A 13,809-nucleotide genomic window follows, 5' to 3' on the forward strand; every position below is an offset into this window, starting at 1 on the left:
GCCGAAGCGTCTGTATCGCGGCTTTGCTGCAATTGTTCAATAGGAATCCCGCATGTCCACCAAACACGCCACACAGGACCGCTGGCTGGACCTCAACGATCTGTTGCGCCAGCTGGTCGCCCAGGGCCTCATCAGCCAGGACTCGGCAGAAACCGCGCTCAACGCCCGGCGACGCCACAGCGCCAGTTCTCAGTTGCATCCCCTGGAGTTCATCGCCAACCAGCATCTGGACGATCTCAGCCGCCCCGGCAAGCGCCTGGACCTGGAAAACCTGACACTGTGGTTGTCCCAGCAGGCCGGCCAACCCTACCTGCGCATCGATCCGTTGAAGATCAACGTCGCGGCCGTCACGCCCCTGATGTCATACGCCTTTGCCCAGCGCCACAAGATCCTGGCGGTGGCGGTCGACCGCGACGCCGTCACCGTTGCCAGCGCCCAACCTTACGTCAGCAGTTGGGAATCGGATCTGACCCACGTGCTGAAGCTGCCAATCAAGCGGGTGGTCGCCAACCCGGTGGACATCCAACGCCTGAGTGTGGAGTTCTATCGCCTCGCCAAATCGGTCAGCGGCGCGACCGCTGTCGACCAGCAACCGAGCAATCTGAGCAACTTCGAACAACTGCTCAACCTGGGTGCCAGTGATCAGGAACCGGATGCCAACGACGCACACATCGTCAACATCGTCGACTGGCTGTTCCAGTACGCCTTCCAGCAGCGCGCCAGCGATATCCACATCGAGCCACGGCGCGAACAAGGCACGGTGCGATTTCGAATCGACGGGGTGCTGCACACCGTCTATCAGTTCCCGCCACAGGTCACGATGGCGATCATCAGTCGCCTGAAGAACCTGGGGCGAATGAACGTCGCGGAAAAGCGCAAACCCCAGGACGGCCGGGTCAAGACCAAGACACCTGATGGCGGCGAGGTGGAATTGCGCCTGTCGACGCTGCCCACGGCATTCGGCGAAAAAATGGTCATGCGGATCTTCGACCCCGAAGTACTGCTCAAGGATTTCGACCAGCTCGGCTTTTCCGCCGATGACCTGCGTCGCTGGCAGGACATGACCCGCCAGCCCAACGGCATCGTCCTGGTGACCGGCCCCACCGGTTCCGGCAAAACAACCACTCTCTACACCACCCTCAAGAAACTGGCGACGCCGGAGGTGAACCTCTGCACCATCGAGGACCCGATCGAGATGGTCGAGACGTCCTTCAACCAGATGCAGGTGCAACACAACATCGACCTGAGCTTCGCCGCCGGCGTTCGAGCACTGATGCGGCAGGATCCGGACATCATCATGATCGGCGAGATCCGCGACCTGGAAACCGCCGAAATGGCCATCCAGGCAGCGCTCACCGGGCACCTGGTGCTCTCGACGCTACATACCAACGACGCACCGAGCGCCATCAGCCGCCTGCTGGAGCTCGGCGTGCCCCATTACCTGATCAAGGCGACAGTGCTGGGGGTCATGGCCCAGCGCCTGGTGCGCACGCTGTGCCCTCATTGCAAGGCGCCCCTGACCCTGGACGAGGATGACTGGCAAACCCTGACGCGCCCGTGGCAGGCCCCGCTGCCTGGCAACGCCCAACAGGCTGTCGGCTGCCTGGAATGTCGTGACACCGGCTATCGCGGGCGCGCCGGGGTGTACGAAATCCTGCAGTTGAGCGACAACATCAAGGGACTCATCCACGCCGACACTGACCTGCTGGCGGTACGTCGCCAGGCATTCAAGGAGGGCATGCGCAGCTTGCGACTATCCGGCGCCCAGAAGGTCGCCGCCGGGCTGACCACCGTTGAGGAAGTGCTCCGGGTAACGCCGCAAAGCGAACAGAAATGAGTTCGGCGACGCCTGACCAGGCAGTCACGGAACTGAATCGAGGCGCAGGTAATCCAAAGTCATAGTTAACCCTGTGGAGTCACCTATCATGCGTCTCAAACTTGCTGTCGCGACCCTGGCCTTGCTGTCTCTTCCTGTTGGCTCGGCGATGGCCGACACGTTTTGGCGTAACGTCATTTCATCCGGTGCGACCACCGGTTCCACCTACCTGACGTTCAAGGACAACAAGCTGATCGTCGCCGCCCAGGACGACGCCGGCAGCTTCGTCGCCAGTGACGGCAACATCCGTGGCCCCTACCTGGAAGCAGCCATGCAGAAAGTCCGTGCCGACAACCCCGGCTTGCAAGCTTCCGACATGGAGCTGGCCAACGCGATCCTGGCGAAAAACGCCGTCGCCCAGGACTGATTCAACACGATGAAAAATGCCGCTCGATCGAGCGGCATTTTCTTTGGAAGTCTCCAGTCCGCCCTGTGAGAGCGAGCCTGCTCGCGATAACGTGGATCAGCAATACAAAGGGTGACTGACACACCGCATTCGCGGGCAAGCCCACTCCAACAGGTTCCTGGTTACTCGCCGATCAAATCTTTGTAACCCGCCGCATCCAGCAATTTGCCCAGGTCGGCATCTGCATTGGAAGGCTTGATCTTGAAGATCCAGGACTCGTAGGGCGTATTGTTCAACGCTTCCGGCTCGTCACCCAGGGCTTCGTTGATTGCAACGACTTCACCCGACACGGGCGAATAGATATCCGAAGCTGCCTTCACGGATTCCACCACCCCTGCCGCATCACCGGCCGCCAATTCTTTGCCAAGCTCCGGCAGCTCGATGAACACGACATCACCCAGTGCTTCCTGAGCGTGATCGGAAATACCCACGGTGACGCTACCGTCAGCCTCCAGGCGCGCCCACTCATGACTTTCGGCAAAACGTAGTTCGGCAGGGATGTCGCTCATATTCTGTGTCCTCTAGAGAAGTGTCAGCGGCCAACGGCCAGCCAAAAGTTAGATCAGGGTTCTGCCATGGCGGACAAAGGTCGGCTTGACCACCCGTACCGGGTACCACTTACCACGAATTTCCACCTCGGCGCGGTCGGCCGTAGCCATCGGAACACGAGCCAGGGCGATCGACTTGCTAAGCGTAGGAGAAAAACTACCACTGGTGATCTCCCCTTCGCCAATATCGGCGATGCGGACCACCTGATGGGCACGCAAGACCCCTCGCTCTTCGAGCACCAGGCCGACCAGTTTGTGCTGCACGCCTGCGGCGAGTTCGGCCTCCAGCGCCGTACGCCCGATGAACTGGCGGCTAGCCGGCTCCCAGGCGATGCTCCAGGCCATGTTCGAGGCCAGCGGGGAAACGTCTTGATGAATATCCTGGCCGTAGAGGTTCATGCCAGCCTCCAGGCGCAGGGTATCGCGGGCGCCGAGGCCGATTGGAGAAATGCCGGCGCCGACCAGATCGTTGAAGAAACTCAGGGCCTCATGGGCAGGCAGGACGATCTCCAGGCCATCCTCTCCGGTGTAGCCGGTGCGGGCGATGAACCATTCGCCGTCGGAACGACCTTCGAAGGGTTTGAGTTGTTGGATCAACTGACCACGGGATTGCGTGACCAGCTCGGCAATCTTGTGTCGGGCTTGAGGTCCCTGGATAGCCAGCATTGCCAACTCGGGGCGCTCGCGCAGTTGCACGTCATAGGCGCCGAGCTGCGCCTGCATCCAGGCCAGGTCCTGATCGCGGGTCGAGGCATTGAAGACCAGACGGTAACCGTCCTCGATCCGATAGACGATCATGTCGTCGACGATGCCGCCGTGCTCGTTGAGCATGGCGCTGTAGAGGGCGTGGCCCGTGTCCTGCAAGCGATTGACATCGTTGGCGAGCAAGCGCTGCAACCAGGCCTTCGCCTGGGAACCGGCGACATCGATCACCGTCATGTGGGACACATCGAACACACCGCAGTCGCGACGCACCTGATGATGCTCTTCGACTTGCGAGCCGTAATGCAGAGGCATATCCCAACCGCCAAAATCGACCATCTTCGCGCCGAGGGCGAGATGAAGGTCATACAGAGGCGTACGCTGTCCCATGGGTTTCTCCTTCCGGGCTTGGCGAAGGTGCGGACGGGCACTGCACGGCGCGAATGCCGAAAGGCATTTCAAGCCGCTCTCAGTTACCCGGTCTGACAGACAGACCGCACCGAATGCGGCGCATTGTAGCCGCATGACAGGAGACTGGCACCTGTGACCGCTAGCGTGCCGAACGACGTATCAATCCGATCACCGGCAACAACCCCACCAATACCAGGGTCAACGCCGGCAGGGCGGCCCGTGCCCACTCCCCTTCGCTGGTCATTTCGAAGATGCGCACAGCCAGCGTGTCCCAGCCGAACGGGCGCATCAGCAGGGTCGCGGGCATTTCCTTGAGGACATCCACGAACACCAGCAACGCCGCGCTCAAGGTGCCGGGTAGCAGCAACGGCAGATACACTTTGAAAAACAGTCGTGGCCCACTGACTCCCAGACTGCGTGCCGCTTCAGGCAATGACGGACGGATTCGTCCCAGGCTGCTCTCCAACGGGCCGTAGGCTACCGCCAGGAAACGCACCAGGTACGCCAGCAACAGAGCCGACAGACTGCCCAGCAACAGGGGCTTGCTCGCGCCGCCGACCAAGGTCGACAGCGGAATGACCAACTCGCGATCCAGGTAGCTGAACGCAAGCATGATCGACACCGCCAGTACTGAGCCGGGCAAGGCATATCCCAGGTTCGCCACGCCTACGCCGGCGCGGATCGTACGGGTCGGCGCCAGACGGCGGGCGAAAGCCAGCAGCAAGGCAACGCAAACGGTGATCAATGCCGCCATGCTACCCAGGTAAAGCGTGTGGACGATCAACCCCGCATAACGTTCATCGAGATCGAAACGCCCCCGCTGCCAGAACCACACCACCAATTGCAGGACCGGAATGACAAAGGCGCAGGCGAACACCAGCAGGCACCAACCGCTGGCTGCGACCGCCTTGAGCCCACGCAAGTGATACAACGCCTTGACTCGGGGTCGCTCGTTGCCAACTCGCTGGGCACCTCGGGCACGACGCTCTCCGTAGAGTACCAGCATCACCGCCAGCAGCAGAAGACTGGCCAACTGGGCAGCACTGGAGAGGCTGAAGAAGCCGTACCAGGTCTTGTAGATGGCGGTGGTGAACGTGTCGAAGTTGAACACGGACACCGCACCGAAATCCGCCAGCGTCTCCATCAGCGCCAACGCAACACCCGCGCCGATGGCTGGTCGGGCCATCGGCAGCGCCACCCGCCAGAACGCCTGCCAGGGTGATTGGCCCAACACCCGGGCCGCCTCCATCAAGCCCTTGCCCTGGGCCAGGAACGCACTTCGCGCCAGCAGGTAGACGTAAGGATAGAAAACCAGGATCAACACCAGGATCACCCCGCCGGTGGAACGGACCCGGGGCAGACGCAGGCCGCTGCCGAACCCCTCGCGCAGCAAGGTCTGCACCGGGCCGGCAAAATCCAGCAAGCCGACGAAGACGAATGCCAGCACGTAGGCAGGGATGGCGAACGGCAACATCAGCGCCCAGTCGAGCCACCGACGACCGGGAAACTCACAGAGACTGGTGAGCCAGGCGAGGCTGACGCCCAGTAATGTGACACCTGCGCCGACGCCGATGATCAACTTCAGCGTGTTGCCCAGCAGACGTGGCATCTGGGTATCCCAGAGATGGGACCAGATCTGTGCGTCGATGCTCTGCCAGGACAGCAGCAGGACACTCAAGGGCAACAGGACCAACGCAGCGATGGCGAAGACCAAGGGGTACCAGCGGCGTTGGACGGGGTGTGCCAATGAGAATACTCGGACGATCAGTGGAGGCGTATTAAACCGCAAAAGATCGCAGCCTGCGGCGCTCCTGGCAGTTAGCTATCCGCCAGGAACCCCACAGGCTGCGATCCATGAAGCGCTTAATTCCAGCCGGCACGATCCATCATGCGAATCGCCTCGGCCTGGCGTTTACCCGCCACTTCCACCGGCAACGTGTCGGCCTTGAACTCGCCCCAGGCTGCGACTTCCTTGGACGGCTCCACCTTCGGGTTGGCCGGGAATTCCTGGTTGATGTCGGCGAAGATGCTTTGCGCCTCGGGCGTGGTCATCCACTCCACCAGTTTTTTCGCCGCTTCCGGATGCGGAGCATGGCGGGTCAGGCCAATGCCCGAAAGATTGATGTGCACGCCACGGTCAGCCTGGTTCGGCCAGAACAGCTTCACTTTCAGGTCTGGCTTCTGCTGGTGCAGGCGGCCGTAGTAGTAGGTGTTGACGATGCCGACATCGCACTGCCCGGCGTTGATGGCCTCAAGCAGCGCGGTGTCGTCGGAGAAGACATCCGTGGACAAGTTCTTGACCCATCCCTTTAGGATCGCCTCGGTTTTCTCCGCGCCGTGGGTTTCGATCAGGGTGGCGGTCAGGGACTGGTTGTAGACTTTCTTCGAGGTGCGCAGGCACAGGCGGCCTTCCCACTCGTTGCCCGCCAGGGCTTCATAAGTGCTCAACTCACTTGGTTTGACCCGGTCGGTGGAATAGACAATCGTCCGCGCCCGCAGGCTCAAGCCGGTCCAGGCATGAGAGGAAGCACGATATTGAGGCGGGATGTTGGCATCGATAACGGGGGACGTGAACGGCTGGAGGATGCCCATCTGCTCGGCCTGCCAGAGGTTGCCGGCGTCGACGGTCAGCAGCAGGTCGGCCGTGGCGTTTTCACCTTCGGCCTTGATGCGCTGCATCAGCGGCGCTTCCTTGTCGGTGATGAATTTCACCGAGACGCCCGTCTTCTTCGTGTAGGCGTCGAAGACCGGCTTGATCAGTTCGTCGATGCGCGAAGAGTAAACCACCACCTCATCGGCGGCCTGGACGGTCGTAGTGCCGATCAGGGTCAGGGCGAGGGCGGACAGCAGGCGCTTGGGTGCCAACATGGGGGCGGTCTCTCGGTGGTGAACGAGCGTAAATGATAAGGACTCACATTTGGCATCACAATCGAACCGTGGGTCGAGACGTTTCCAAATGTTGCGATGAGGCCAGGAACCGCACCCCGGTTCTCAGGCCCTGGCCAGATCCGGCAAATCTCCGGTCAACCCCAGCGCTTCGCGCACGAACAGCGCCTTGGCTTCCGGCAAGCGGTCCACCAGTTTCAAACCGGTATTGCGCAACCAGCGCACCGGTAACGGATCGGCCTGGAACAGCCGCTCGAAACCCTCCATCGCCGCCATCAGCGCCAGGTTATGGGGCATGCGCCGGCGTTCGTAGCGGCTCAGCACCTTGACGTCTGCCAGCCGCTCGCCCCGTCCGGCTGCCTGTAACACCACTTCGGCCAGCACGGCAGCGTCGAGGAACCCCAGGTTCACCCCCTGCCCGGCCAAAGGATGGATGGTGTGGGCTGCGTCGCCGATCAGCGCCAGTCCTTCGGACACGTAGCGCTTGGCGTGCCGCTGACGCAACGGCACACACAGGCGCGGATCGGCGCTGATGACATGGCCGAGCTGGCCTTCGAAGGCCCGCTCCAGCTCGCCGCAGAAGCCAGCCTCATCGAGCGCCATCAGTCGCTGTGCTTCACCTGGGGTGGTGGACCAGACAATCGAGCACCAGTCGTGCCGGCCATCTCGCTCCAGGGGCAGGAACGCCAGAGGACCGTCGTCGGTGAAACGCTGCCAGGCCGTCATCCGGTGCGGCCGGGCGCTGCGCACGCTGGTAACGATGGCATGGTGCATGTAATCCCACTCGCGGGTGGCAACCCCGGTCAGGCGCCGCACGGCGGAATTTGCGCCGTCCGCAGCAATGACCAGCGGCGCGCGCAAGGTGCGGCCATCCGCCAGGGTCAGCAGCCAGTCGTCGCCGGAACGGCGCATCTGCTCCAATCGGGCGTTGGCCAGCAGGCCCAGGTCGCAGTCATGCAACCGGTCCAGCAAAGCGTCCTGCACGACACGGTTTTCCACGATGTGACCCAACACGTCGGCATGCAGGCTGGCGGCCGAAAAATGGATCTGCCCGGTACCGCTGCCGTCCCAGACGTGCATGTCGGTATACGGGCTGGCGCGGCGGGCGGTGATGCCCTCCCACACACCCAGGCGCTCGAGGATCCGCTGGCTGGCTGCCGACAGGGCACTGACCCGGGGCTCGAACGCCGCTTGGGGATCGTAGGGTTTGACGCTCATCGGGCTGCCGTCCAGCAGCAGCACTTGTAAGCCACTGCCCTGCAACGCCAACGCCAGGGCGCTGCCGACCATACCGGCACCGACAATCAGCAGATCTGCACGCAATTCCATGCTTCAAGCCTGTGTTGCGGGCGGCACGGGCCGCCCATGAAAAGAAAGTCCGGCACCCTGACTACACATCGGGCCGGGTCCCCAGGCCCATGGCCTGGCGAGCGAACCAGCGCTTGGCTGGCGGCAGCAGGTCGAGGCCCAGCAAACCGAGGTTGCGCCCCAGGGACACCAGCGGCAGGCTGCTGCTGAACAGACGCGTGACCTGGTCGGAGAAGCCTACCGTCAAGGTCTGGTCCAGCCGCTGGCGTTCGCGATAGGCCTGCAATACGGCAAAGTCGCCCGGCGCGCTGTCGCTGCCGAGCAGCGCATCGGCCAAGGCCTGGGCATCGCGCAGGGATAGGTTGAACCCTTGCCCTGCAATCGGATGCAAACTATGGGCGGCATTGCCCAGGATCGCCAGATGGGGGCGCACCTGCTCTTCGGCCTCCACCAGCGCCAGTGGATAGAGATGCCGCGCGCCCACCTGCTTCAAGGTACCCAGGCGATAGCCGAACACCCCCTGCAATTCGCTGAGGAAACTGTGCTCGTCGAGGGCTGCGAGCCGTTGCGCATCCATGCCCTGGCGGGTCCAGACCAGCGCGCAACGGTTCTCCGGCAGCGGCAACAAGGCCATCGGGCCATCATCGGTGAAGCGCTCGAAGGCCATGCCGTTGTGGGCTTCGCCGGGGGTAATGTTGGCAATCAGTGCGCTCTGGTCATAGGGCCGGTTCCGCACTCCGATACCCAACTGCTCTCGCAGATTGGAGCGGCCACCATCGGCCAGCACCGCAAGGTCGCATTCCAGGAGGGTTTCGTCGTCCAATGTCAGGCGATACCCGTCCACCATCGGTTCCATCCGGGTGACCTGCGCCGGGCACCGCCAGCTGACCACTTCCGGGTCGAGAGCCTGCCACAGGCACTGGCCGAGCCAGGCGTTTTCCACCACATAGCCCAGGGCTGGCACGCCCTCTTCCATGGCCGACAGCCGCGCCGTGGAAAACCGTCCGCGATCGGACACATGGATCTGCTTGATCGGCTCGGCCCGACGGGAAACTTCCTGCCATAGCCCCAGGCGCTGATAGATCTGCCGGGAACCGAACGACAGCGCCGACGACCGGGCATCGTAGCTCGGCTGCCAGGCATGACCAGGTGCGAAAGGCTCGATCAGTGTGATCGTCCAGCCTCGGGACTTGGCGCCGACCTGCAGCGCCAGTGCCAGGCTCGCCCCCACCAGCCCGCCGCCGATGATCGCAAGGTTGACCCGGCTCATGCCGCCTGGGTCCGTGCGGCGGCCATCAAGGCCTCGATTTCGGCCACCGTCTTCGGCACGCCACGGCTCAGGATTTCACAACCGGTTCTGGTCACTATCACGTCATCCTCGATGCGCACGCCAATGCCGCGCCATTTTTTTGCGACGCTACGGTTGTCCGGGCTGATATAAATACCCGGCTCTACCGTCAGCGTCATGCCGACTTCCAATACCCGCCATTCGCCGCCGACCCGGTACTCGCCCACGTCATGCACGTCCATGCCCAGCCAATGACCGGCACGATGCATGTAGAACGCCCGGTAGGCCTCGCTGACGATCAATTCGTCCACGTCGCCTACCAGCAGCCCCAAGCGTACCAGCCCCTCGGTAATGACCCGGACCGTCGCTTCATGGGCCTGGTTCCAGTGCTTGTCCGGCGCGATCTCGGCAAACGCCGCTTCCTGGGCCGCCAGTACCAGCTCGTAGATCGCCTTCTGCTCGGGCGAGAATTTGCCGTTGATCGGCCAGGTACGCGTGATGTCACTGGCGTAGCAGTCGATTTCACAACCGGCGTCGATCAACACCAGGTCGCCATCCTTGAGCAACGCGTCGTTCTGCTGGTAGTGCAGGATGCAACCGTTACGGCCTGCCGCAACGATCGAGCCATAGGCCGGCATCTTCGCCCCGCCCTTGCGGAACTCATAATCGAGTTCGGCTTCCAGGCTGTATTCGTACAGGCCCGGACGCGCCGCCTGCATCGCACGAATATGCGCCTGGGCGGAGATCCGCGCGGCCTCGCGCATGACCTTCACTTCCGCCGCCGATTTATACAGGCGCATGTCGTGCAGCAGATGATCCAGGGCAACGAATTCGTTCGGCGGCTGGGCACCGAGGTTGGCCTTGGAGCGGATCACGTTGATCCACTCCATCAGGTGCCGGTCGAATTCCGGGTTGCTGCCCATGGCCGAATACACCCGGTCGCGGCCCTCGATCAGGCCCGGGAGGATGTCATCGATGTCGGTGATGGGGAACGCGTCGTCCGCGCCATAGTCGCGAATCGCGCCTTCCTGGCCGGCCCGCAGGCCATCCCATAATTCACGTTCGGCGTTGCGCTCGCGACAGAACAGGATGTACTCGCCATGAGCCCGGCCGGGGATCAGCACGATGACCGCCTGCGGCTCGGGGAAGCCGCTGAGGTACTGGAAGTCACTGTCCTGGCGGTAGACATGCTCGACGTCGCGGTTGCGGATCGCAACGGCGGCGGCGGGCAGGATTGCGATGCTGTTGGGTTCCATCTGCGCCATCAAGGCCTTGCGGCGACGGCTGTATTCCGATTTCGGGATATGGATCATGGGCAGACGGGGTCCCTCTGAAATTTAATGCAAGGACGGCTTGGGGGCCGCTGCATCGGTTTTCTTGGTCTCGGTGAACAGCAACAGGGGCGCGACCCGCAGGTATTCCATCACTTCCATGTAGTCGCTTTCGCCGTCGTCGGATTCCTCCAGGGCATCCTGGACCTGGGAGATCGCAGCCAGGTCCTGCAGCACTTCCTTGGCCTCTTCGCTCAGCGCGTATTCGCGGCGGGTCAGGCCGAAGCCGGCGAGAAAGCCCTGGCACCACTGGCCCAGGGCAGCAGCGCGCTCGGCCAGCGGCGCGTCGTCGGTGGGCAGCAGCAGGACGACGGTCATGTCGTCGCTGGTCAATTCGCCCTTGACCATTTCCTGCAGGCCGATAAGGGCGTTGCGGACGTTGTCCGCCGGCTCGCCTTCAAGCAGCTCGGCGGCGTCGGCCAACCAACCTTCGGCGTCGAAGCCGGCACCGGCACAACTGCGCCCGAGCAACAGGCCATGCAGTTCGGCAGGCGAAACGGGATGACCGCTGGTGCTCAGCAGGGTGGCGAAAGCTTGATACGGGGAATTCTGAATGGGCATGGGCAGCTAGGCGCCAGACGGCGCTATGTCTAGAATGGAGGCCTTGTATCCTACATCGACAGACTCGCCAAGACTATCAGAGGCTGTACGACCCAATCCCCATCAGACACCTTCTTCAGTGGACACAATGGAAGACACCGACCTGCAAGCGCTGATGGCCAGACTCGAATTGCTAATTGACCGGGTCGAGCAACTTAAGCGTCAAAACGGACTCCTATTAGCTCAGGAAAAAACCTGGCGCGAGGAACGCGCGCACCTCATTGAAAAAAACGAAATCGCCCGGCGTAAGGTCGAATCGATGATTTCGCGCCTCAAGGCCCTGGAGCAAGACTCATGAGTTCAAGCAATAGCGTTACCGTGCAGATCCTCGACAAAGAGTATTCCATCATCTGCCCCCAGGAAGAGCGCAGCAACCTGGTGAGCGCCGCCCGTTACCTGGATGGCAAGATGCGCGAGATCCGCAGCAGCGGCAAAGTCATCGGTGCCGACCGCATCGCCGTGATGGCCGCCTTGAACATTACCCACGACCTCTTGCATCGCCAGGATACGCCGCAGGCGCAGGTCAGCGGTTCGACCCGTGAGCAGGTGCGCGACCTGCTCGAACGGGTGGATCTGGTGCTGGCTACCGATCCAGACGTCAGCAAGGGCTGATTCGCGAGGCATCCTGAGGTATACTCGCATCACTCCCTGGGGTGCTTGCCAGTTGGTGATGTCCCTGAGCCGATACGCACAACCACGGGGGTTGCACGTTGGGGCCGGTGTGCATGTCCGCTTGACGGAAAGCCTTAACGCCCCCTGCAACTTCCACCTTGAACTCTCGGGTTCAAGGGCTAAGCCGACAGCGGTTCATCCGGGGAGCCTGATCCCAGACAATGCCAGTCAACAAGACTGGCATTGTTGTGTCTGGCGCGGGCATTTCTGGCCACGGCGTTTGCGGTTACCCTGTCGCCACGACCCTTGCCGAAGCATCGATCATGACCGAGCCAGCGCTGCTGCCCCGCCCACAATTGCGACGCCTGCTGCGCCAGGCCCGGCGTGCCCTGACGCCGGCCCAGCAACGCGAAGCGGCCCACGGACTCTACCGGCAACTGGCCCAGCATCCGCTGTTTCGCCGCGCCAGGCACATCGCCCTGTACTTGCCCAACGATGGCGAAATCGATCCGCGCCTGCTGCTACGGGCCGCCCAGCGTCGGGGCAAGTCCACTTATCTACCGGTGCTCAGCCCGTGGCCCCGGACCAAGATGGTTTTCCAGCGCATCCGCCCTGGCGAAAAGTTGCGGCCCAATCGTTTTCGCATCCTGGAACCCCACGTCAGCATTGCCCGGCAACGCAAGGTGTGGGCATTGGACCTGGTGCTGCTGCCGCTGGTGGGATTCGATGATGCCGGAGGTCGGCTGGGGATGGGGGGCGGTTTTTATGACCGCAGCCTGGCCTATCTGGCGCGACGCAAGCAATGGCGCAAGCCGACGCTGCTGGGACTGGCCCATGAATGTCAGAAGGTCGAACGGCTGGCGCAAGCAAGCTGGGACGTGCCGTTGCAAGGAACGGTCAGTGACAAGCGCTGGTATGTCGCACGATAGACGCCGCGATACCTGGCGGCGTCTGCAAGGCAGCTTCAGCGTTTAAGCGAGGGCGCGGGCTGGGTGATGTCCATTGGCGCTTCGGTCTTGCTGGCCCATAGACTTTGGGCGTAACCGGTGGTCACGACACCCAGACCGAACAGAATGACCAGAATCCACAACAAATCCGGTTTGCGTTTCATCGATTGCCCCCCTCAAGGCATATCACACACGATGACAGCAGCGGTTTTCTTATTTGGCCGTGCAGCAGCGTCAAGCTTGGAAGGCCGGCATTTTGCGGCAAGCTGAACCGGCACGCAAACGCTGGCGTCAACCGACCGTCGGTTTGTCATAGAATCGGCGAACTTTTCTCGACACCGCCACCGGAGTATAAAACATGGCCTATTGGCTGATGAAATCCGAGCCCGACGAACTGTCCATCCAAGGCCTGGAGAAACTCGGCCTGGCACGCTGGGACGGCGTCCGTAACTATCAGGCGCGCAACTTCCTGCGGGCCATGGCCGAGGGCGATACCTTCTTTTTCTACCACTCCAGCTGCCCTGAACCCGGAATCGCCGGGATCGGCCGAATCGTTCGTACCGGATACCCGGATCCGACGGCCCTGGAGCCCGACAGCCCCTATTTCGACCCCAAGGCCAGCCCCGAAAAAAATCCGTGGACGGCCATCGATGTGGCCCACGTCGAGACGTTTCCCCGTGTGTTGAAGCTCGACTACCTCAAGCAGCAGACCGCTCTGGCTGAAATGCCACTGGTGCGCAAGGGCTCACGGTTGTCGGTGATGCCGGTGACAGCCGAGCAGTGGGCGGCGGTGATTGCGTTGCGACCCTAGGTTTCTATCACTGTCCAGGCCGCCATCGTGAGCAGGGTTCCGGTATAGACACATGATCTGTGCCCACCTCGGATACTGTGGGA

General features: G+C 62.3%; 15 protein-coding genes and 1 other RNA gene. 7 read left to right on the top strand and 9 right to left on the bottom strand.

The window, feature by feature from the left end; all coding sequences use genetic code 11:
• Nucleotides 1-52 precede the first annotated feature (52 nt).
• Both LCU97_RS13805 and LCU97_RS13810 read left to right on the top strand, forming a co-directional pair.
• Complete coding sequence (locus LCU97_RS13805) at nt 53-1,837, top strand: GspE/PulE family protein (RefSeq protein WP_053148406.1); 1,785 nt, start codon at nt 53-55, stop codon at nt 1,835-1,837.
• An 85-nt stretch (nt 1,838-1,922) separates the two neighbouring features.
• Nucleotides 1,923-2,243 carry a DUF2388 domain-containing protein gene (locus tag LCU97_RS13810; protein ID WP_172679600.1) on the top strand — a complete coding sequence of 107 codons (321 nt, stop codon included), beginning with the start codon at nt 1,923-1,925 and terminating at the stop codon, nt 2,241-2,243.
• Nucleotides 2,244-2,404: 161 nt separating this feature from the next.
• Here LCU97_RS13810 and gcvH read toward each other — a convergent pair whose 3' ends face one another.
• The 8 genes from gcvH to LCU97_RS13850 form a co-directional block, all read right to left on the bottom strand.
• Complete coding sequence (gcvH, locus tag LCU97_RS13815) at nt 2,405-2,791, bottom strand: glycine cleavage system protein GcvH (protein WP_053148414.1); 387 nt, start codon at nt 2,789-2,791, stop codon at nt 2,405-2,407.
• Between the two features lie 48 nt (nt 2,792-2,839).
• Complete coding sequence (gene gcvT, locus LCU97_RS13820; protein ID WP_053148416.1) at nt 2,840-3,922, bottom strand: glycine cleavage system aminomethyltransferase GcvT; 1,083 nt, start codon at nt 3,920-3,922, stop codon at nt 2,840-2,842.
• A gap of 160 nt (nt 3,923-4,082) precedes the next feature.
• Nucleotides 4,083-5,690 carry an ABC transporter permease gene (locus LCU97_RS13825; RefSeq protein WP_232776822.1) on the bottom strand — a complete coding sequence of 536 codons (1,608 nt, stop codon included), beginning with the start codon at nt 5,688-5,690 and terminating at the stop codon, nt 4,083-4,085.
• A gap of 116 nt (nt 5,691-5,806) precedes the next feature.
• Nucleotides 5,807-6,811, bottom strand: coding sequence for an extracellular solute-binding protein (locus tag LCU97_RS13830; protein WP_232776825.1), 1,005 nt, complete (start codon nt 6,809-6,811; stop codon nt 5,807-5,809).
• A 123-nt stretch (nt 6,812-6,934) separates the two neighbouring features.
• Nucleotides 6,935-8,152, bottom strand: a complete 1,218-nt coding sequence (locus LCU97_RS13835; RefSeq protein WP_172679601.1) for a 2-octaprenyl-3-methyl-6-methoxy-1,4-benzoquinol hydroxylase — start codon at nt 8,150-8,152, stop codon at nt 6,935-6,937.
• Nucleotides 8,153-8,219: 67 nt separating this feature from the next.
• Nucleotides 8,220-9,407 (bottom strand): 2-octaprenyl-6-methoxyphenyl hydroxylase, encoded by a 1,188-nt coding sequence (ubiH, locus tag LCU97_RS13840; RefSeq protein WP_232776828.1) that lies wholly within the window; start codon nt 9,405-9,407, stop codon nt 8,220-8,222.
• Nucleotides 9,404-10,738 carry a Xaa-Pro aminopeptidase gene (gene pepP, locus LCU97_RS13845; RefSeq protein ID WP_232776831.1) on the bottom strand — a complete coding sequence of 445 codons (1,335 nt, stop codon included), beginning with the start codon at nt 10,736-10,738 and terminating at the stop codon, nt 9,404-9,406. The genes ubiH and pepP overlap by 4 nt, the downstream gene beginning before the upstream one ends.
• Before the next feature lie 24 nt (nt 10,739-10,762).
• Nucleotides 10,763-11,317: a YecA/YgfB family protein gene (locus tag LCU97_RS13850; protein ID WP_047702515.1), complete on the bottom strand. Its 555-nt coding sequence runs from the start codon at nt 11,315-11,317 to the stop codon at nt 10,763-10,765.
• Nucleotides 11,318-11,444: 127 nt separating this feature from the next.
• Between LCU97_RS13850 and LCU97_RS13855 the strand changes: the two genes are divergently transcribed.
• The 4 genes from LCU97_RS13855 to LCU97_RS13870 all read left to right on the top strand — a co-directional run bounded on the left by LCU97_RS13855 (nt 11,445) and on the right by LCU97_RS13870 (nt 12,897).
• Nucleotides 11,445-11,654: a TIGR02449 family protein gene (locus tag LCU97_RS13855; RefSeq protein ID WP_017845111.1), complete on the top strand. Its 210-nt coding sequence runs from the start codon at nt 11,445-11,447 to the stop codon at nt 11,652-11,654.
• Nucleotides 11,651-11,968, top strand: coding sequence for a cell division protein ZapA (locus LCU97_RS13860; protein WP_053148432.1), 318 nt, complete (start codon nt 11,651-11,653; stop codon nt 11,966-11,968). The genes LCU97_RS13855 and LCU97_RS13860 overlap by 4 nt, the downstream gene beginning before the upstream one ends.
• A gap of 30 nt (nt 11,969-11,998) precedes the next feature.
• Nucleotides 11,999-12,178, top strand: a non-coding RNA gene (gene ssrS / locus LCU97_RS13865) — 6S RNA.
• Nucleotides 12,179-12,291: 113 nt separating this feature from the next.
• Complete coding sequence (locus LCU97_RS13870) at nt 12,292-12,897, top strand: 5-formyltetrahydrofolate cyclo-ligase (RefSeq protein ID WP_053149663.1); 606 nt, start codon at nt 12,292-12,294, stop codon at nt 12,895-12,897.
• A gap of 35 nt (nt 12,898-12,932) precedes the next feature.
• On the opposite strand, the gene LCU97_RS13875 is transcribed toward LCU97_RS13870, so the two are convergent.
• Nucleotides 12,933-13,079 (bottom strand): hypothetical protein, encoded by a 147-nt coding sequence (locus tag LCU97_RS13875; protein ID WP_092179885.1) that lies wholly within the window; start codon nt 13,077-13,079, stop codon nt 12,933-12,935.
• A gap of 194 nt (nt 13,080-13,273) precedes the next feature.
• Between LCU97_RS13875 and LCU97_RS13880 the strand changes: the two genes are divergently transcribed.
• Nucleotides 13,274-13,726, top strand: coding sequence for an EVE domain-containing protein (locus LCU97_RS13880; RefSeq protein WP_053148435.1), 453 nt, complete (start codon nt 13,274-13,276; stop codon nt 13,724-13,726).
• The last annotated feature ends 83 nt before the right edge of the window (nt 13,727-13,809 follow it).

Origin of the sequence: Pseudomonas uvaldensis, assembly GCF_021271205.1 — a bacterium.
GTDB classification, from domain to species: Bacteria; Pseudomonadota; Gammaproteobacteria; order Pseudomonadales; family Pseudomonadaceae; genus Aquipseudomonas; species Aquipseudomonas uvaldensis.